The sequence below is a fragment of the Allorhizobium sp. nf9_anc genome (assembly GCF_056323085.1).
This window is the reverse complement of the sequence record NZ_CM150481.1, coordinates 3877662-3896184: the sequence shown is the minus strand read 5'-3', so window position 1 is coordinate 3896184 and position 18523 is coordinate 3877662. Positions and strand designations below refer to the sequence as shown.

At 61.5% G+C, this 18523-nt stretch carries 13 protein-coding genes; 9 read left to right on the top strand and 4 right to left on the bottom strand.

Annotation, left to right across the window (positions count from 1 at the left end; translation table 11 throughout):
- Nucleotides 1-71: 71 nt before the first annotated feature.
- A complete protein-coding gene (gene gyrB / locus AC02Y0_RS19005) occupies nucleotides 72-2507 on the top strand; it encodes a DNA topoisomerase (ATP-hydrolyzing) subunit B (RefSeq protein WP_476380465.1) in 2436 nt (811 codons plus the stop codon).
- Nucleotides 2508-2622: 115 nt separating this feature from the next.
- Here gyrB and AC02Y0_RS19000 read toward each other — a convergent pair whose 3' ends face one another.
- Nucleotides 2623-3213 (bottom strand): nitroreductase family protein, encoded by a 591-nt coding sequence (locus AC02Y0_RS19000; RefSeq protein WP_476380463.1) that lies wholly within the window; start codon nucleotides 3211-3213, stop codon nucleotides 2623-2625.
- Nucleotides 3214-3488: 275 nt separating this feature from the next.
- Here AC02Y0_RS19000 and AC02Y0_RS18995 point away from each other — a divergent pair, with 275 nt between their 5' ends.
- The 8 genes from AC02Y0_RS18995 (at nucleotide 3489) to AC02Y0_RS18960 (ending at nucleotide 11336) form a co-directional block, all read left to right on the top strand.
- Nucleotides 3489-4769 carry a polyhydroxyalkanoate depolymerase gene (locus AC02Y0_RS18995; RefSeq protein WP_102021211.1) on the top strand — a complete coding sequence of 427 codons (1281 nt, stop codon included), beginning with the start codon at nucleotides 3489-3491 and terminating at the stop codon, nucleotides 4767-4769.
- Between the two features lie 144 nt (nucleotides 4770-4913).
- Nucleotides 4914-5345, top strand: coding sequence for a DUF2852 domain-containing protein (locus tag AC02Y0_RS18990; RefSeq protein ID WP_476384085.1), 432 nt, complete (start codon nucleotides 4914-4916; stop codon nucleotides 5343-5345).
- Nucleotides 5346-5442: 97 nt separating this feature from the next.
- A complete protein-coding gene (locus AC02Y0_RS18985; protein WP_476380461.1) occupies nucleotides 5443-6201 on the top strand; it encodes a M48 family metallopeptidase in 759 nt (252 codons plus the stop codon).
- A 72-nt stretch (nucleotides 6202-6273) separates the two neighbouring features.
- Nucleotides 6274-6948 carry a phosphoribosylanthranilate isomerase gene (locus AC02Y0_RS18980; protein WP_476380459.1) on the top strand — a complete coding sequence of 225 codons (675 nt, stop codon included), beginning with the start codon at nucleotides 6274-6276 and terminating at the stop codon, nucleotides 6946-6948.
- Complete coding sequence (gene trpB, locus AC02Y0_RS18975; protein ID WP_102021213.1) at nucleotides 6945-8165, top strand: tryptophan synthase subunit beta; 1221 nt, start codon at nucleotides 6945-6947, stop codon at nucleotides 8163-8165. Before AC02Y0_RS18980 ends, trpB begins: the two co-directional genes overlap by 4 nt.
- 2 nt (nucleotides 8166-8167) lie before the next feature.
- Nucleotides 8168-9007 carry a tryptophan synthase subunit alpha gene (gene trpA, locus AC02Y0_RS18970; RefSeq protein ID WP_444556731.1) on the top strand — a complete coding sequence of 280 codons (840 nt, stop codon included), beginning with the start codon at nucleotides 8168-8170 and terminating at the stop codon, nucleotides 9005-9007.
- A gap of 38 nt (nucleotides 9008-9045) precedes the next feature.
- Complete coding sequence (accD, locus tag AC02Y0_RS18965) at nucleotides 9046-9954, top strand: acetyl-CoA carboxylase, carboxyltransferase subunit beta (RefSeq protein ID WP_102021215.1); 909 nt, start codon at nucleotides 9046-9048, stop codon at nucleotides 9952-9954.
- A gap of 41 nt (nucleotides 9955-9995) precedes the next feature.
- Nucleotides 9996-11336, top strand: a complete 1341-nt coding sequence (locus AC02Y0_RS18960) for a bifunctional folylpolyglutamate synthase/dihydrofolate synthase (protein ID WP_476380456.1) — start codon at nucleotides 9996-9998, stop codon at nucleotides 11334-11336.
- 52 nt (nucleotides 11337-11388) lie between these two features.
- Here AC02Y0_RS18960 and trxA read toward each other — a convergent pair whose 3' ends face one another.
- The 3 genes from trxA to addB all read right to left on the bottom strand — a co-directional run bounded on the left by trxA (nucleotide 11389) and on the right by addB (nucleotide 18523).
- Nucleotides 11389-11709: a thioredoxin gene (trxA, locus tag AC02Y0_RS18955; RefSeq protein ID WP_069042721.1), complete on the bottom strand. Its 321-nt coding sequence runs from the start codon at nucleotides 11707-11709 to the stop codon at nucleotides 11389-11391.
- Nucleotides 11710-11784: 75 nt separating this feature from the next.
- Complete coding sequence (gene addA / locus AC02Y0_RS18950; protein WP_476380454.1) at nucleotides 11785-15342, bottom strand: double-strand break repair helicase AddA; 3558 nt, start codon at nucleotides 15340-15342, stop codon at nucleotides 11785-11787.
- Nucleotides 15335-18523 (bottom strand): double-strand break repair protein AddB, encoded by a 3189-nt coding sequence (addB, locus tag AC02Y0_RS18945; protein ID WP_476380453.1) that lies wholly within the window; start codon nucleotides 18521-18523, stop codon nucleotides 15335-15337. The genes addA and addB overlap by 8 nt, the downstream gene beginning before the upstream one ends.

Here is an 18523-nt window from a genome sequence, read left to right as displayed (position 1 = left end):
ATAGTCGGGCCACTTGAAGCTGCTGATTCGAATCAGCCGGGCCTTTGAGAATTGACTGGAAAGATTGCTGAATGACCGACTTGCCGATCGCGGAAAATGATGGTCCGGCCGAATATGGTGCGGACTCGATCAAGGTTCTGAAGGGACTGGACGCAGTCCGAAAGCGCCCCGGCATGTATATCGGCGACACCGACGACGGCTCGGGTCTTCATCACATGGTCTACGAAGTCGTCGACAACGCGATCGACGAGGCTCTGGCCGGTCACGCCGACATCGTCACCGTCACCTTGAACGCGGATGGTTCGGTCACGGTCACCGACAACGGTCGTGGTATCCCGACGGATATCCATACCGGCGAAGGCGTTTCGGCTGCCGAAGTCATCATGACCCAGCTGCATGCCGGCGGTAAGTTCGACCAGAATTCCTATAAGGTATCAGGCGGTCTGCACGGCGTCGGCGTATCCGTCGTCAACGCGCTCTCGGTCAAGCTCACCCTGAAGATCCGCCGCAACAACAAGCTGCACGAGATCACCTTCACCCACGGCGTGGCCGACGGTCCGCTGAAGGTGATCGGTGAATATGAAGGCCGTTCGGGAACGGAAGTGACCTTCCTGCCCAGCACTGAGACATTCACCAATGTCGATTTCGACTATGGAACGCTTGAGCATCGCCTTCGCGAGCTCGCCTTCCTGAATTCCGGTGTCCGCATTCTTCTGACCGACAAGCGCAAGTCCGACATCCGCCAGGAAGAAATGCTCTATGACGGCGGCCTCGAAGCCTTCGTCCGTTATCTCGATCGCTCCAAGAAGCCGCTCGTCGATAAGCCTGTCGCCATCAAGGGCGAGAAGGACGGCATCACCGTCGAAGTCGCCATGTGGTGGAATGACAGCTACCACGAGAATGTCCTCTGCTTTACCAACAACATCCCCCAGCGCGATGGCGGCACCCATATGGCCGGATTCCGCGCAGCTTTGACGCGTCAGGTGACGTCCTATGCGGATAGCTCCGGCATCACCAAGAAGGAAAAGGTATCGCTGCAGGGTGAAGATTGCCGCGAAGGTCTCTCGGCCGTCCTCTCGGTAAAGGTACCGGATCCCAAGTTCTCGTCGCAGACGAAAGACAAGCTCGTTTCGTCGGAAGTGCGCCCGGTCGTTGAAAACCTCGTCAACGAAGCGCTCAGCACCTGGTTCGAAGAACATCCGACCGAAGCCAAGATCCTCGTCGGCAAGGTCGTCGAGGCCGCTGTTGCCCGCGAAGCCGCCCGCAAGGCGCGTGAACTGACCCGCCGCAAGGGCGCACTCGACATCGCCTCCCTGCCAGGCAAGCTCGCCGACTGCTCCGAGCGCGACCCGGCCAAATCCGAACTCTTCCTCGTCGAGGGTGACTCGGCAGGTGGCTCCGCGAAGCAGGGCCGTTCGCGCGAAAACCAGGCGATCCTGCCGCTGCGTGGTAAGATCCTGAACGTCGAGCGCGCGCGCTTTGACAAGATGCTCTCGAGCCAGGAAATCGGCACGCTGATCACGGCGCTCGGCACATCGATCGGCAAGGACGAGTTCAACGCGGACAAGCTGCGCTACCACAAGATCATCATCATGACCGATGCTGACGTGGACGGCGCGCATATCAGAACCTTGCTGCTCACCTTCTTCTTCCGTCAGATGCCGGAATTGATCGAACGCGGTCACCTCTACATCGCCCAGCCGCCGCTCTATAAGGTCTCGCGCGGCAAGTCCGTTCAGTACCTGAAGGACGAAAAGGCGCTGGAAGATTACCTGATCACAATGGGTCTCGAGGAAGCCACGCTCACTCTCGCCAATGGCGAAGTCCGCGCCGGCCAGGACCTGCGGGACGTGATTCAGGATGCGCTGCGCCTGCGTTCTCTGGTTGATGGCCTGCATTCCCGTTACAATCGCAATGTCATCGAGCAGGCGGCAATCGGCGGCGCTCTCAATCCTGAGCTCACCGGCAATCGCCAGCAGGCGGAAGCAACGGCAGCGCTAGTCGCAAGCCGCCTCGACATGATCGCGGAAGACACCGAGCGCGGCTGGCAAGGTTTTGTCACCGACGAAGGCGGTCTGCGCTTCGAGCGTATGGTCCGTGGCGTGAAGGAAGTCGCCTCGGTCGACGTCGCTCTGATCGGCTCTGCCGATGCCCGCCATATGGACCAGATGTCCGCACGCCTCCGCGAGATCTATTCGGAGCCACCGGTTCTGACCCGTAAGGACGGACGTAGCGACATGTCCGGTCCCCGCGCGCTGCTGGATTCGATTTTCGCCACTGGCCGCAAGGGCCTTTCGATGCAGCGATACAAAGGCCTGGGCGAAATGAACGCCGAGCAGCTCTGGGAAACCACGCTCGATCCGAATGTCCGCTCCCTGCTGCAGGTCAAGGTCAACGATGCGACGGATGCCGATGGCCTGTTCTCACGCCTCATGGGCGACGAAGTCGAGCCACGTCGCGAGTTCATCCAGGAAAATGCGCTGAGCGTCGCCAACCTCGACATCTAATTTGCTCAATCAGCAAACGACAAAGGGCCGCTTCGGATCGAAGCGGCCCTTTCTTTATCCACAGTCATTGCCGGCGCAATGGTTAACGTGATTCACGTGAAACCAGGCAAGGCCTTTAGAAGTGACCCTCAAGGGCGACTTCTGAAAGCGGCTTGCGATCGTTTGGCGTTTCCCGCGAACGCAGGCCCTCGGGCAGGGCTTCCTTGTCGCCGAGCTTCCCAATCGCAACGGCCGCATTGATATGGAAACCCTCGGGTGCGCCCAGTTCGGAGAGCGCACGGTCGAAGCTGAAGCCGGTCATGGCATGAGCGAAGTAACCCGACTTGATAGCCTGCAGGGAGAGGAGTCCCCAGGCAGCGCCCGCATCGAAGCTGTGGCTGCGGTAGGCTTTCGGCTCAGAACCGTCGGCAGGGCGGCTCAATGTATCGGAGAAGATGAAGACCAGAGCCGAGGCGTTCTTGGCCCAGCCCTGGTTGAACTCGATCAGAATGTCGAGAAACTTGTCGAACTCCGGCGTGCCCTCCAGGGCGTAGACAAAGCGCCAGGGCTGGTAGTTGAACGCAGACGGTGCCCAGTGAGCCGCATCAAGGATGGTCAGCAGGTCTTCTTTCGGCATGGTGCTTCCGTCGAAAGCACGCGGAGACCAACGATCGAGGAAGATCGGATCGACATTGTACTCGGACTTACGGTGATTGCTGGTGGTCATGGTGTTCCTTCACTCATGTCTTGGGACGACGGATGGAACAAACATCAATTCGCAAGCCTCGGAAAGGGTAGAGGCTGCAATTTCAGGTGAACTCTGCGGTCATTGATTAACCGCGTCGCGGGGAGGGAACCTTAAGCCTTTTCGAACATCATCCGAAGTCTGAGGGCTTTCCGTGACGCCAGCCGAGGAAAAATCCGGGCTTTTGCGTTGCACAAAGTCTGTTAGTGTAGCGAATGAACTCGGACCTCTCGGTCTGGTACAAAGGTACAGAACCCATGTTCTATCAGCTCTACGAACTGAACCACGCAGTCATGGCGCCTTTCCGGGCAACCGCCGACGCAATGAACCTCGCCTGGAAAAATCCGTTGAACCCTTGGTCGCACACGGTCGTGGGGCGCTCCTTCTCCGCAGGCTTCGAAGTCTTCGAGCGCGTCACGCGCCGCTACGGCAAGCCGGCCTTTGGTCTTCCGACAACCACGGTCGATGGTGAGAGCGTCAAGGTCGAGGAAGAGATCGTCTGGCGCAAGCCATTCTGTGACATGATCCACTTCAAGCGGCATCTGCCGGCCGGTGCCGAAAAAGGCCCGCGTATCCTGATCGTCGCCCCGATGTCCGGCCACTATGCCACATTGCTGCGCGGCACAGTCGAGGCGCTGCTGCCGAGTGCTGACATCTATATCAGCGACTGGATCGACGCCCGGATGGTTCCCGTGACCGAGGGCGACTTCGATCTCGACGATTACATCGATTACGTCATCGACATGCTTCACCATCTCGGCCCGGACACCCATGTTGTCGCTGTCTGTCAGCCGTCCGTGCCCGTGCTTGCCGCTGTAGCCGTGATGGAAGCCGATGGAGACACCTGTGCCCCGGCATCGATGACGCTCATGGGCGGCCCGATCGACACACGCATCAACCCGACGGCGGTCAATCAGCTGGCGCAGGACAAGCCGCTCGAATGGTTCCGCGACAACGTCATCATGCAGGTTCCGTGGCCGCAGCCCGGCGTCATGCGCGCCGTCTATCCCGGCTTCCTGCAGCTCTCGGGCTTCATGTCGATGAACCTCGATCGGCACATGATCGCCCACAAGGAATTCTACATGCACCTCGTCAAGAACGACGGGGACTCCGCCGAAAAGCACCGTGACTTTTACGACGAATATCTGGCGGTCATGGACCTGACCGCGGAATTCTATCTGCAGACGGTCGATACCGTCTTCATCAAGCATGCGCTTCCCAAGGGGGAAATGATGCACCGGACGAAGCGCGTCGATACCACGGCGATCCGCAATGTCGCGCTTCTGACCGTGGAAGGCGAAAACGACGACATCTCTGGCGTTGGCCAGACGAAGGCCGCGCAGACGATCTGCACGAATATTCCGGAGCATATGCGGATGCATTACATGCAGCCGGATGTCGGGCACTACGGTGTCTTCAACGGTTCCCGCTTCCGCCGCGAGATCGCTCCGCGCATCGTCCAGTTCGCCAAGACCCACGGCAAAGGCCAGAAGGCAACGCCCGTCAAGCGCGTCATCAAGGGCGGAAAGGCTCTCTGATACTTTCGGCATTTCGAATTTAAGTAGCGGATTCAGTCGGTTCTTCGATTGGGTCCGCTTCTTTCTTGAAGGGCAGGGTTGCATTTCCCACATCGAAACCATCGGACGGCATTCCGCCGTCCGCGCAAAACGAGGTTATCGATGATGAACCAGTCAGCACTGCTTCGGCCGGATTGGACTCCGGCAACCGTCGCCTTGATGGTAGTCGGCTTCATGGTCTTCTGGCCGCTCGGTCTGGCCATGCTTGCCTACATCCTGTTCGGCGAGAAGTTCCAGAGCTTCAAGCGGGAAGCCAACCAGAAGGCGGATAGTGCCTTCGCCTGGTGCCGCTCCAACAGCTACACTGCGCCTGCCTCGACCGGCAACGCCGCTTTCGACGACTGGCGCAAGACCGAACTCGAGCGTCTCGACGCAGAACGTCGTCGTCTCGATGAAATGCGCGCCGAATTCGACAACTACGCCCGCGAACTGCGCCGGGCGAAGGACCAGGAAGAATTCGACCGCTTCATGCGCGACCGTCAGCAGATGAAGACGTCAGGCGAATCCGCTCCGACCCAGGGCTTCACCGGCAACTGATTTGCCGGGTGCTCACGTGACGAGACCGAGGTCGGCGCTATTGCGCCGGCCTTTTTTTGATCAGCGACCCGCGCACGAATCGGCTAGAACACGGACCATGTTTCCCCTGCTTAAAAAGCTGAAACCACTCAGAGAACCAGCAATCCAGCTGGAGCGAGCCGTCGCCGTCAATGGCCGGTCGATCCCGCTGACAATTCGCAGGAACAGGCGCGCAACCCGCATCACACTCAGGATCGAGCCAGGCGGACGCGCCTTGAAGATGACCATCCCCCATGGTTTGCGCGACCGGGACATCGATGACTTTCTCGACCGGCACCAGGGCTGGCTCAGCACCAAGCTGAAGCGCCAGAAGTCGGTCGGCAGCATCGAGGACGGTGGAGAGATCCTGCTCCGCGGCATTCCGCATCGGATCGTCCATACCGGACAACTGCGAGGTCTCACCCAGTCGATCGACAGCGAGATTGGCCATGTGCTGAGCGTCAGCGGTCTTGAAGATCACCTGCCGAGGCGTGTCGCCGACTTCCTGAAGAAGGAAGCGCGTCGCGATCTGGAGCGGCTGGTCGAGTTTCATGCCAAAAATGTCGGTAAGCCGGTGAAGAGCATGACCCTCAAGGACACCCGCAGCCGCTGGGGGTCCTGTTCCTGGGATGGCAAGCTCAGCTTCTCCTGGCGCATCGTCATGGCGCCGCCTCTTGTCATTGACTATCTCGCTGCCCACGAAGTTGCGCACCTGCGTGAGATGAACCATGGCCCGGACTTCTGGGCACTCTGCCGCAAGCTCTGCCCCGAGATGGAAGAGGCCAAGGCATGGCTGAAGCGGCATGGCTCGACACTGCACGCCATCGACTTTGCCTGAGCGACCCGCGACCTTTCAGCCTTTGTCGCAAATTGGCTCGACTCTTTTTTGATTTCGTGCGACTTCGCTGCCATGAGACCCGATATCAAGATCTGCGGACTGAAGACGCCGGAGGCCGTCGATCGTGCGGCCGAACGTGGCGCGAGCCATATTGGCTTCATCTTCTTCGAAAAAAGCCCGCGCAACATTGAGCCCGATATCGCAGGAACGCTCGCCGATCGCGTTCGCGGTCGGGTCAAAAGCGTCGCGGTAACAGTCGATGCGGACAATGATGATCTCGACGAGATTATTGCGCTGATGCGTCCGGATATTCTGCAGTTCCATGGCCACGAAAGCCCGGAACGCCTGTTGACCGTCAAGGCCGTAACGGGCCTGCCGATCATGAAGGCATTTTCCATCCGCGATGCCGATGACCTGAGGCGCATAGAGCCCTATATCGGTATTGCCGATCGTTTTCTCTTCGACGCCAAACCGCCTGTGGGTTCCGATTTGCCCGGAGGTAATGGCGTGACCTTCGATTGGCGCCTGCTGCGCTCGCTTGACGACAGCGTCGATTACATGCTTTCCGGAGGCCTGAACAAGGCCAACATCGCAGAGGCTCTGCGGGAAACCGGAGCCCGTGCAATCGACGTATCCTCTGGCGTGGAATCCGCGCCGGGCGTCAAGGATCTGCAGATTATGGATGAGTTTTTTGCGGCCGTCGCCGAGGCAAGTCGTGCACAGCCGGTTTCAGGGAGTGTCAAGTGAACCAGTCACCCAAACCCAATTCTTTCCGTGAAGGTCCAGACGAAGACGGCCGCTTCGGCATCTTCGGCGGCCGTTTCGTGGCCGAGACGCTGATGCCGCTCATCCTGGAGCTGCAGGCGGAATGGGAAAAGGCAAAGACGGATCCGGAATTCCAGGCTGAGCTGGCGCATCTCAACACCCATTACACCGGCCGTCCGAGCCCGCTCTATTTCGCAGAGCGCCTGACGGAAGAACTCGGTGGCGCGAAGATCTACTTCAAGCGCGACGAGCTCAACCACACCGGTTCGCACAAGATCAACAACTGCCTCGGCCAGATTCTGCTCGCCAAGCGCATGGGCAAGACCCGCATCATCGCTGAAACCGGCGCTGGCCAGCACGGTGTGGCCTCGGCCACGGTCGCGGCCCGCTTCGGCATTCCTTGCGTCGTCTACATGGGCGCGACCGATGTCGAGCGCCAGGCGCCGAACGTCTTCCGCATGAAGCTCCTTGGCGCCGAGGTGAAGCCGGTCACCGCTGGTCACGGCACGCTGAAGGATGCCATGAACGAGGCGTTGCGCGACTGGGTCACCAATGTCGACGACACCTATTACATGATCGGCACCGCCGCCGGCCCGCATCCCTATCCGGAAATGGTCCGCGACTTCCAGTCGGTCATCGGCCGCGAAACGCGCGAGCAGATGCTGGCCGCTGAAGGCCGTCTGCCGGACATGCTGATTGCCGCTGTTGGCGGTGGCTCGAACGCGATCGGCCTCTTCCACCCGTTCCTCGACGACGAAAGCGTCCGCATCGTCGGCGTTGAAGCCGGTGGCAAGGGTCTTGAAGGTGAGGAGCATTGCGCCTCGCTGACCGCAGGCACGCCGGGCGTGCTGCATGGCAACCGCACCTATCTGCTGCAGGATGGTGACGGCCAGATCAAGGAAGGTCATTCGATCTCCGCCGGCCTCGACTATCCTGGCATCGGCCCGGAGCATTCTTGGCTCAAGGATATGGGCCGTGTCGAATACGTTCCGATCAGGGACGATGAGGCACTCGCCGCGTTCCAGCTGCTGACACGCACCGAAGGCATCATCCCGGCGCTTGAGCCGAGCCACGCGCTCGCCGAAGTCATCAAGCGCGCGCCCAAGATGGACAAGGACCAGATCATCGTGATGAACCTCTGCGGCCGCGGCGACAAGGACATCTTCACTGTCGGCAAGATTCTCGGTATGGGGCTCTGATCATGACTGCGCGTATGGACCAACGTTTCGCTGCCCTGAAGGCAGAAGGCCGCCCGGCTCTCGTCACCTATTTCATGGGTGGCGACCCGGATTACGATACGTCGCTTGCGATCATGAAGGCCCTGCCGGAAGCCGGCGCCGACGTCATAGAGCTCGGCATGCCCTTCTCGGATCCGATGGCTGACGGCCCGGCGATCCAGCTTGCCGGCCAGCGGGCTCTGAAGGCCGGCCAGACCCTCGTGCGCACGCTTGATCTCGCGCGTGAATTCCGCAAGACGGACAACGAAACGCCGATCGTCATGATGGGCTATTACAACCCGATCTACGTCTATGGCGTCGAGCGTTTCCTTGATGACGCGCTCGCTGCCGGAATCGACGGCCTGATCGTCGTCGATCTGCCGCCGGAAATGGACGACGAACTCTGCATTCCGGCCCGCAGCCGCGATATCAACTTCGTCCGCCTGGCGACCCCGACCACCGACGACAAGCGTCTGCCGACCGTTCTCAAGAACACCTCGGGCTTCGTCTATTACGTCTCGATGAACGGTATTACCGGTTCGTCGCTGCCGGATCCCTCGCGTGTTGCCGGCGCTGTCCAGCGCATCAAGGCGCACACGGACCTGCCGATCTGCGTCGGCTTCGGCGTCAAGACCGCCGAGCATGCGCGCTTGATCGGCGCCAATGCCGATGGCGTCGTGGTCGGGACCGCGATCGTCAATCAGGTTGCCACCAACCTCACAGCCGATGGAAAAGCGACGGCGGATACGGTTCAGGCCGTTGCCACGCTGGTGCGCGGGCTGGCAAGCGGCGTGCGTTCCGCACGTCTTGCTGCCGCCGAATAAGCACCCCATATGGGCTTCAAACATCAGGAGTAAGCCGCGTGAACTGGATCACCAACTATGTGCGCCCGCGCATCAATTCCATGCTGGGTCGCCGTGAAGTTCCGGAAAACCTCTGGATCAAGTGCCCGGAAACGGGCGAGATGGTCTTCCACAAGGATCTGGAAGAGAACAAGTGGGTCATCCCGGCCTCCGGCTATCACATGAAGATGCCGGCCAAGGCCCGTCTGACCGACCTCTTCGACGGTGGCCAGTTTGAAGCTCTGCAGCAGCCGAAGGTGGCGCAGGACCCGCTGAAGTTCCGCGATTCCAAGAAATACACCGACCGCCTGCGGGATAGCCGCGTCAAGACCGATCAGGAAGACACGATCGTCGCGGGAGTCGGCACCGTACAGGGCCTGAAGCTCGTGGCCGTTGTGCATGAATTCAACTTCATGGGTGGTTCGCTCGGCATTGCGGCTGGCGAAGCGATCGTGAAAGCCTTTGAACGCGCCATCAAGGAAAAGTGCCCGCTCGTCATGTTCCCGGCTTCGGGTGGTGCGCGCATGCAGGAGGGTATCCTCTCGCTCATGCAGTTGCCCCGCACCACGGTCGCCGTCGACATGCTGAAGGAAGCCGGCCAGCCCTATATCGTCGTCCTCACCAACCCGACCACGGGCGGTGTGACGGCATCTTACGCCATGCTGGGCGATCTCCACATTGCAGAGCCAGGTGCCGAGATCTGCTTCGCCGGCAAGCGCGTTATTGAACAGACGATCCGCGAAAAGCTCCCGGAAGGCTTCCAGACATCGGAATACCTGCTGGAACACGGCATGGTCGACATGGTCGTCAAGCGTCACGACATTCCGGACACGCTGGCGCGCGTCCTGAAGATCATGACCAAGCGCCCTGCAAACGACACGGCGGTTCCGGCCAACGTGACGAAGCCGGTCGCCAAGGCCTCGGCCTGAGCCTTGCTTCCCCTTGAGCCCGCGGCAGCGGAACGAGTGTCATGACAGACCCCATCGTCAGCCAGGCCGATGCCGAGATCGAAAAGCTCATGGGGCTGCACCCCAAGGGCTATGATCTCTCGCTCGACCGCATCCGGCGCCTCCTCGAGGTTCTGGGCAATCCGCATCTGAAGCTGCCGCCGGTCATTCATGTGGCCGGCACCAATGGCAAGGGCTCAGCCACCGCCTTCTGCCGTGCGCTTCTGGAAGCGCAGGGCCTCTCTGTTCACGTCCACACGTCGCCACACTTGGTGCGCTGGCATGAGCGCTATCGTATCGGCGTCAAGGGTGGCCGCGGGCAGATCGTCGACGATGCGCTCTTCGCAGATGCGCTGCGCCGTGTTGCCGAGGCCAATGGCGGCCAGCCTATCACCGTCTTCGAGATCCTGACGGCGGTCACCTTCATTCTCTTCTCCGAGCAGCCTGCCGACGTCGTCGTGCTTGAAGTGGGCCTTGGTGGGCGTTTCGACGCCACGAATGTTGTCGAAAACCCGGCTGTCTGTATCGTTCAGCCGATCTCGCTTGATCACCAGGCCTATCTCGGCGACCGCGTCGAGCTGATTGCTGCCGAGAAGGCAGGCATCATGAAGCGCGGTATTCCCGTGGTGATCGGCCATCAGGAATTCGATGGCGCCAAGGATGTGCTGATCAGCACGGCAGAACGCCTTGGCTGTCCGCTCGCCGTCTTTGCCCAGGATTTCCTTGCCTATGAGGAATTCGGTCGCCTAGTCTACCAGGACGAGTTCGGTCTGATGGATCTGCCGCTGCCGCGTCTTCCGGGTCGACACCAGATCGGCAATGCCGCAACAGCCATCCGTGCCGTGAAGGCAGCCGGCTATTCGGTGACGGAAGAGATCGCGGAAAAGGCGATGCTCTCAGTGGAATGGCCGGGCCGTCTGCAGAGGCTGACGGAGGGCCGCCTAGTGGAACATGCGCCTGAGGGCTCGGAGATCTGGCTTGACGGTGGTCACAACCCGGGTGCGGGCGAAGTGATCGCCGAAGCCATGGCAGCCATGGAAGAACGTCAGGCAAGGCCGCTGCATCTGGTGATCGGCATGATCAACACTAAGGACCCGATCGGCTTCTTCCGTGCCTTCGTTGATATCGCCCACAACGTCTATACCGTCCCGATACACGGCTCTGACGTTGGCCTCGACCCGGTGGCCCTCGCTCTGTCAGCAGCAGAGGCCGGACTGAAGGCGGTTCCGATGGGATCGCTGGCCCAGGCACTGGATGCCATCCGCGAACGCAGCGAAGGCGGAGTTCCGCCCCGCATCATGATTGGCGGTTCCCTCTATCTCGCGGGCAATGTGCTCGCCGAGAACGGCACCATCCCCACATGAAAAAAGCCCGGTGAAAACCGGGCTTTTTCTTTGGTCATCAATGACGTGAGGCTTATGCAGCGCCGGCGATCCAGCTGGACAGCGCGGTCTTCGGGGCCGCACCCACCTTGATGTCGGCCACTTCGCCACCCTTGAAGACAGCAAGCGTCGGGATCGAGCGAACGCCGAACTGGGCAGCCAGTTCCGGGTTTTCATCGATGTTGAGCTTGGCGATCTTCACCTTGCCGGCGAGTTCGTTGGAGATTTCTTCGAGGCTCGGGGCAATCATCTTGCACGGGCCGCACCATTCAGCCCAGAAATCCACGACAACCGGTTCGGAAGCGTCGAGAACCTCGGCCTGGAAGTTGGACTTGTCGACTTTAACGGTAGCCATGGGGCTCTCCCTTCATAAATACGGAATTGACTAGATATGTGATGCCGCACGGCAGCAATTTCAATATGCGGTATCTCACGATGTTTCGAGGTCGGCAAGGGACCGCTGAAGAAGGCTGTCATCAAGCGGAATGAGGCTGCCGTTTTCGGTGTAGATCAGCCAGCATTCGACTTGTTTGCCCGGATAGAGTGGCTGCAGGATCTCGCGGTAGATGGCGAGCTGGACCCGATGGGAGAGGGGCGCTTGAGCAGCCTCGAATGGGGGATTCCGGTTCGTCTTGTAGTCCGCGATGATGACCCGATCAGGAAGCACGGTCATTCGGTCAATCCGCCCTGAAACAGCGCGCAGTTCACCCTTCAGCCGCATCGTCCCCATGACAGAAACCTCGGCTCGGCTGCCGGCGCTGAACAGGGGACCCAGGCTTTCGTCCTCCAGAACGGACATCACAGTCGAGACGAGCCGCTCCCGCTGCTCTGCGGTCCAGAACCGTGCAGCGCGGTTGGCATAGCGCTCGGCCGCCGCTCTCTGCTCTGAGGCCGGAAGGACTGGAAGGTTCTGCAGCAAGCGGTGGATGAGGCGTCCGCGCTGGAGGGCGAGATCGGCCTTCTCCGTCGTTGCAAAGAGTGCCGAGGCGGTCAGCACATCATCGTCGTCATCCACGACGATGCTGCCCGCACCCGATGGGCTCAAGGGTCTTGGCAGGCTCACCGGCGGTGGCAGCGGCTTCCAGAGCGTAGAGGGGAGGCTGTGGCTCTCTTCGCTTTCGGCGCTCTCGGCAATAACCGGCAGATCCTGCTCAGCCTCGCCCAGAGACCAGCGCATCCCGGTCCAGCTACCGTCCGGCCCTTGAAACTCCATGGGGCTTGAGCGGATCTCATCGGAACTGAGCGCATGGGAGATCATTTTGTGCCAGATCTCGCCAGTATCCTGCACGCCGCGATAGCCCGCCACGATCAGGCGATCCGCCGCGCGCGTCATCGCAACATAGAGCAGGCGGCGATACTCCTCTTCTGCCTGGCCCTTGCGCTTGTCCATGTCGCCTGCGGAAATCGAATTTCCGAGCGCCTTGGTCGGAACCCAGATCGGCAAGGCCCCCCCTTGGGGACGCTCGAGGATCCGGAGTTTGGCCACATGGTTGGAATTGAACGGCTTTGATCCACCATCGATGAGGAAGACAATTGGTGCCTCAAGCCCTTTCGAGGCATGCACCGTCATGATCCGGACTTCATTGCGCTCCTTGTCCTGCTCGCGCTTGACCTCCGGCGCCTCCATTTCCAGCGTCGAAACGAAGGACTGGAGGCCCGGCAGCCCGCTGGTCTCGAAGGACAGGGCAAAGGTCAGAAATTCATCCAGGATATCGCTGACCTCGGAGCCGAGGCGGCCCAGATAGGCCCGTCGACCGCCATGAACAGTGAGCACACGCGCGTAGAAATCATGCACGGAGTATTCCCGCGCCTGCTCCAGAAACAGGCGGAGGAGATCGGACGTTCGCTTCCAAGCCCCATCCGTCTCGGCCTGCGCCGTTAGGCGGTCCCAGAGGCTTTGTCCTTCCGGCCGCTCGGCCGCCAATTCCATCAGCGCGTCTTCGCCATGGTTGAAGAGGGGACTTTTCAGAAGGGACGCCAGGGACAGGTCGTCACCCGGTAGCAGCAGGAAGCGCCCGAGTGCCAGCAGGTCCTGCACCGCGATATGGCTGGTCAACTTCAGACGGTCGGCACCGGCGACCGGTACATTATAGGGAAGCTTCAGAGAGCGGGTTAGCGCATTGACGAAACCGTCGCGTTTGCGGACGAGGACGAGGATATCGCCCGGGCGGATCAGTCGCTTGTTGCCCTTCTCTATGATCGTCTCGCGGCCGACGATCTGACTGATCTGGTGCGCCACGCGCCGTGCCAGAATGGCGGAGGGCGCGCTTTCCGGGGTGGCGTCGAAAGGCGCCGTCCAGTCTTCGTCTTTCTCCTGCTTCTCGGCAGCGATCATGTCCCAGACGTCGACGGTACCGGGATGACCGATACGGCTGGACTGGTGCACCACGTCGGCGCCGGCAGCACTCAGGCCCCGGTTGTTTTCCGAGAAACTGAAGACCTGGTCGACAGCCGCAAGCACTGACTGCGTCGAGCGGAAGGAGAGCGGCAGGCGCACCGTGTTGAAGCTCTGTCCGCTCTCGGTCACGGCCCGTTCTGTCTGGCGCGCCTCTTGTGAGAACTGCTCGGGTCGTGCCCCCTGGAAGGAATAGATCGACTGCTTCTCGTCCCCCACGGCGAAAAAGGTTCGGATCTCCGGCCGAGCACTCAAACCTGTGAAAAAGTCCTCGCGTAGCGACCGGATCACATCCCATTGCACGGGGCTCGTATCCTGCGCTTCGTCGACGAGGATATGGTCGATGCCCTGGTCGAGCTTGTAATGCACCCAGGCACCGACATCGCCCCGCGTCAAAAGCCGGGCGGTACGAACGATCAGATCCTCGAAATCGAGCTGCGAGCGCCGCTTCTTCAGTTCCTCGTAGTCAGTGTCGAGACGCACGGCCAGCGTCAGCGCCGAACGCGTCGCCTCATACATGCGGAAGATCCGCAGCCGGTCCCGCATGGCGACCACATGATCCCGGGCCGCGATGACAGCATCCTTGAAATCAGGCGCAACCTTTGTTATGGCGGCGGCAATCAGAGAGCTGTCGGCCTTTGGGGCTTCCTGCGCCGTCAGGAAGGCCTGATCGAGCAGCTTCGCCCGCTCCAGCGGATCCTTCTCCACCAGCGCCCGCTCAAGCACTTCCGCGACTGTGCGCACCTTGTCGCCGCCCTTTTCGAGGGCAAGCTGGATGTAACGGCTGAAATTGCCACCCGATAGGCCGGCAAGCGGCCAGTATTCTTCGGCGCGACTGATCTCGCTTTCGAGCGGGCCAATACCAAGGCCTTTGCGCAGGGCGGCATCGAGACCACCGGTCCGTTCTGCACGCAGCCGGAAGTCGCGGATCGCGTGTCTGTTGGCCACGGTGTCGGCGATGAGTGCTTCGAGCCCGCTTTCATCCGCAATGCTCAGCACCTGGGAGAAGGCTTCCGCCAGGCCGGCGTCGTTTTCCGTCGATGTCGCCGTCAGCAGCAATCGCCGCGCCTCGGCAAGGACGGTCACGGCCGCCCGATCGTCGAGAACGTTGAAATGCCCGGCGACGTTTGCCTCTAGCGGAAACTGGTGCAGCAGGGCTTCGCAGAAGGCGTGGATCGTCTGGATCTTAAGCCCACCGGGCGTTTCCAGTGCTTTTGCGAACAGCCGGCGTGCGGCCGCCAGCGTTGCGCGATCCGGCTCCTTCTGCTCGATCGCCGCAATCCGTTTGGCCAGTTCCCGATCGTCAAGTGTCGCCCATTCAGCCAGCCGCTCAAAGACGCGGTTCGACATTTCGGACGCCGCGGCCTTGGTATAGGTCAGGCAGAGAATGGACGAGGGGCGGGCGCCCGCCAGCAGCAACCGGATCACCCGCTGCGTCAGCACATGCGTCTTGCCGGAGCCGGCATTGGCCGACACCCAGGCCGACTGGCCGGGATGGGATGCGCGTGATTGGGCAAGCGTCGTCCAGCCGAGCCAGGCGGCGGGATCGCTGCCGGTCGGTAGCTCGTCCAGGGCAAAGCGCTGATCACTCATCGCCGGCTCCTTCCTCGGCTTCCGCCGTCGACCATTCGGCTACACGCGCCAGATGGTCGTATTCGCCGCCATAGGCGTTCTGTTCTGCCGGGATCAGGCGAGACACATAACCGCGCTCGCCGCTCTGCAGCGCCTGAACGAAGCGACCGAGCTCGTCGACGGATTGCGTCGCAAGCTCAAGCGCAGACTTCTTGCTGTCGCCCCGCGTCGCCATCTCGTTGTTCACCTGGTCGGCCGAGAACCGGTCGCCGGGTCGCAGACGGACATAGACCAGATTGAGAGGCTTCATGTCGCCGGCGGGCTTGAATGCACCCTGGAGGAGGGCCGCCGCCTCCAGCGCCAGCTGCGGATCGAGCAGGCTGCGCGCCTGATTGGTGCTGGGGTTGAGGCCCGTCTTGTAGTCGATGATATCGGCAAAGCCGCCGCCCCGGATATCGATGCGGTCGGCAATCCCGCTGATGGTGATATCGACGGGGCGCAATAGGACATTGCCGCGCACTTCTGTCAGTGATCGCTTCACTTCCGGTCTGCGCTCCCGCTCCCAGGTGAGGAAGGCCGACGCGACGCTATAGAAGCGCTGCCGCCAGACAATATCGATATGCAGTGGCAGGGCCTCTGTCAGGAACTCCTCATCCGTAATCCGATGCAGGATATTGATCGCGTCCAGCCGGGCAGCGTCATGATCCTCGCGAATGAACCGCTCGACGATCCGGTGGTAGAGCGTTCCGCGTTCGGCCGCTCCCGGATCCTGATTGAAGGCATCGACAGGATCGAGACGCAGGATTCGCCGTGCATAGATCGAGTAAGGATCGCGCCGGAAGCGCCCGACCTCGGAAAAGCTGAAGCTACGCGGCTGGAGTTCGGCGCGCGGCCGTGGCGCAGGCCGCTGTGCCGGGGCTTGGTTTTCGCCCTGGTCGATCAGATCGGCGTAGCGGCGATAGATCTGCCCCCGCTGCCGCATCTCGTCTTCAAGCAGCGGTCCGCCCAATGCCATCAGTCGCTGGAGCCAGCGCGAGGCAACCGTCGGTGCCGAACCTTGCCGAAGGGATCGTGAAAAGATCAGCTTGCGGGTGCCGCAGGCCATCTGGAAATCATGGGCCACCTGGCCGATCTGCCGTTCCGGTGGCTCAAGACCTACTTCCGTCTTCATCACGCGCGACAGGAAGGGATTGTTCTTGGTCTGCCCCGGCCAGCTGCCTTCGTTCATCCCGCCGATCACCATCATATCGACATTCTGCAGGCGGGCTTCGAGTGTGCCGAAAATGAAGACGCGCGGGTGCCGCATGGCGCGCGGCTTGACCGCCTGGCCAGCCATCAGCGCCGTCAGGATATCCACCCATTGCGCACCATCCGCCTCGATCTGGCCATCTGTTTCCAGCACCTCGGCGAGAAGCCGGGCGAGAGCCTCACCCGCTGCATTGCCCCAGAGGCCGGCAAGATCGCCCCGCTCGTCGATGGTGACGGCCTCGAGCACCCGGCCCGTGCGTTCCGCCCAATCGCTGAGCGTTAGTTGCTGCGACAGAACACGTCCGTCGCGTGACCGGACCAAGGAAGAGACAAGGGGCTCAACGGCTGCGGTTACGCGTTGCGCAAGTGCCCGTGCAAGGTTCATCTCCTCCGCGCTGATCGAGATCCGCCATTGCGGCTTGTGCCGGTCTGCGAGATGCGCTTCCAGCCCTTCGGCGAAAAGCGCTTCCATATCAGCCAGATCGAGACTTTTAAGACCGCCACGTAGTGCAATTCTCTCGAGGGCGTCAGCCGCCTTGCGCATGTCTTCGGCCGAAAATCCGAAACGCGCCAGCGGATGCTTGATCACCGATACGATCGCCACCGGGTCGCCCGGCCGCAGGCAGGCCTCCGCCACCACCTGTGTGAGCATCGCAGCCTGTGTACCCGTCATCGGCGTACCAGCCGAATCGTCCGCCTCGATGCCGAAGCGGGCGAGTTCCGACATCACCCGCCGCGCCAGGGCACGATCCGGCGTGATGAGCGCCACCCGGCTCTCCGGGTTCTCTGATACTTGCTCCAGCCCCAGACGAAGCGCGATCGCGATGGCGGTTGCTTCCTCGCGTTCGTTCGCCGTCTCTATGAGCGCGACATCGCGGAACGCGTCGAGCACCCGGTGATCATCGATACCCCCGCGCCAGGCTTTCCAGGTGTCTGTCGCCTCCGCAGGGGCCATGGCACGGGAGAGGAATTCCGCACGGTCTTTGAGGGCTTGCGCTGCGGGTTCGAGCACCTGGACATCAGCGCGCTCAAGCTTCATGTGGCGAAGCAGATGGGCGAGGCCATATTGCGGATGCCCGCGAACGGCCGGGCTCGGTCGTACAAGAGAGATATCCCGATCGTTCAGCTTCAACCAGTCTTCGTCCGGCATGTCGAGATCGAGCCCCGGCAACACCACGACGCCTTGGTCGAGTTCTGCAATGGCCGCGATCAATTCAGCCGCTGCCGGGATCGAACCCGTCGAGCCCGCAACGATGACGGGCCCATCCGCACCCTGACTGCGAAAACGCTCGGCTTCCGCCCGCAGCACGGCATCGCGGTGGCGCGCCGGAGAGGATCGCACCAGTTCCTGCAGTCGCGCCGGCCAGAAGCTGGTGGCGATCTTGAGAAACTCCAGCGTCAATTGCCACCAGGACCCGAAGTCTGCGGATTGAAGCTTCTCCAGATCCCTCCAGTCACATCCCTCCGTCTCCGCCGCCTCGATCAGTTCGACGAGGGCGCGCGCTAGCCAGACGGCATCTGCCGGGCTCGCCGGTGCCACAAGCGGCGTATCGGCATGGATCGACCGCACGATCTCCGGCAACTGGTTGCGCCAGGCAAGGATGAGCCGTGCCAGTTCGAGAAGCATCACGGTGCCGCTGACCGGCGGTGCAAGGTCCATCAGCAGGGGCGCATCGAGGTCGAAAAAGCCGCTGTCGTCGTCGGTCTCTCCGAGTGTGCGGATATCGGGCAGAATGGCAGCGCGCCCGCCGAGCAGATCAACGAATTCGGAGCGCAGCACGCGCGCCGCGCGTCGCGTCGGCACAAGCAGCGTCACGCCTGCCAGCGAAAGCGGATCCGTGGCGTCGTAGCGAAAGCTTTCGGTCAATCGCCCGTCGAGCAGCGCTTCCGTCAGTGTCCGGAGAAAGGGTCGACCCGGAGGGATCGTCAACAGACGCGGCGCCGCGCCCGCCAT

Excerpts from the sequence above, each read along its gene's own strand:
- AC02Y0_RS18985 (WP_476380461.1), top strand. The coding sequence starts at position 5,443 with ATGTTTCCCCTGCTTAAAAAGCTGAAACCACTCAGAGAACCAGCAATC.
- AC02Y0_RS18995 (WP_102021211.1), top strand. The coding sequence starts at position 3,489 with ATGTTCTATCAGCTCTACGAACTGAACCACGCAGTCATGGCGCCTTTC.
- gyrB (WP_476380465.1), top strand. The coding sequence starts at position 72 with ATGACCGACTTGCCGATCGCGGAAAATGATGGTCCGGCCGAATATGGT.
- AC02Y0_RS18980 (WP_476380459.1), top strand. The coding sequence starts at position 6,274 with ATGAGACCCGATATCAAGATCTGCGGACTGAAGACGCCGGAGGCCGTC.
- AC02Y0_RS19000 (WP_476380463.1), bottom strand. The coding sequence starts at position 3,213 with ATGACCACCAGCAATCACCGTAAGTCCGAGTACAATGTCGATCCGATC.
- trpA (WP_444556731.1), top strand. The coding sequence starts at position 8,168 with ATGACTGCGCGTATGGACCAACGTTTCGCTGCCCTGAAGGCAGAAGGC.
- addB (WP_476380453.1), bottom strand. The coding sequence starts at position 18,523 with ATGGCGGGCGCGGCGCCGCGTCTGTTGACGATCCCTCCGGGTCGACCC.
- addA (WP_476380454.1), bottom strand. The coding sequence starts at position 15,342 with ATGAGTGATCAGCGCTTTGCCCTGGACGAGCTACCGACCGGCAGCGAT.
- AC02Y0_RS18990 (WP_476384085.1), top strand. The coding sequence starts at position 4,914 with ATGAACCAGTCAGCACTGCTTCGGCCGGATTGGACTCCGGCAACCGTC.
- trxA (WP_069042721.1), bottom strand. The coding sequence starts at position 11,709 with ATGGCTACCGTTAAAGTCGACAAGTCCAACTTCCAGGCCGAGGTTCTC.
- AC02Y0_RS18960 (WP_476380456.1), top strand. The coding sequence starts at position 9,996 with ATGACAGACCCCATCGTCAGCCAGGCCGATGCCGAGATCGAAAAGCTC.